At 40.9% G+C, this 925-nt stretch carries 1 protein-coding gene; it reads right to left on the bottom strand.

Annotated elements, in window-relative coordinates; all coding sequences use genetic code 11:
• Positions 1–864, bottom strand: an 864-nt coding sequence (locus ACS8FD_RS17790; RefSeq protein WP_439276828.1) for a DUF3141 domain-containing protein, incomplete at its 3' end; no start/stop codon positions are given.
• Between the last annotated feature and the right edge of the window lie 61 nt (positions 865–925).

The raw sequence follows: 925 nt of genomic DNA, 5'->3' as shown, positions 1-925 counted from the left end.
CAAGACGATAGGCCCTTTGATATCTTGGTTGGTTGCAGCCAAAATAAGCGCCGCCCACCCACCTTGACAGTTACCAATGATTACTGGTGATTGTGCATGGGGATGTCTTTTTTCTACTTCACGGACAAACTTTCCTTCAGCATAAGTAATATCGGCAATGGTTTGCGTCGGCTCAGGAAGACGCTTAAATGCCACAAAATACACAGGATGGCCTTTGTTAAGTGCGACACCGACTTGACTCTCATGCTTAAAGCCACCAATACCTGCACCATGGCCAGCTCTGGGGTCAATCACGATATAAGGGCGCTCATCGTCGTTGGTGACAATCCCTTTAGGTGGTTCTATTCTTAGCAAGACGTAATTGCATGGGCGTTCAAACTTGGTTGCATCCATGATTACTTGGTAGTCATAATCTAAGACTGGCGGGCAGCCAGCCAGCTCATGCTCAAGAAAAATATCACCACGCTCTTTAAGTACATCGACTGTTTGTAAAAGTCGTTTACTACTATCTGTACTGTAGCTCAACCATTCTTGCCATAGTTTTTTTGGCGTAGAGATCTTCTGCCAACTTTTTATGATGGCATTCTTATCTTGATTCAGTGTCTGGATATTTTCTTGAATTTGCTTATGATTTTGTTGTAAATGCTTACAAGTAACCTCTATCAGTAAACCTGCGCCGTCTGTTCTATAGTTATTTTGTAGGTTGAGCTCGTCTATGGTATTTTCATTTTTGTAAAACTGATGGTTTACCATCTCTTGAAAGTTTGGTATCAAACCTGTAGCTCTATGATGTGGGTTGCTACGACTTAACCACACCTCGGCTTTGTTTGGATTTTCAATATTTTTTTCAATAGTGTCTGACATAGGTGATTCCAATTTTGAGTTGACGATAATGTTTTTTATATACTGCTATTATTGATTATCC

This window comes from Psychrobacter sp. 1U2 (assembly GCF_051847575.1).
This window is presented reverse-complemented; position numbering and strand designations above follow the sequence as displayed.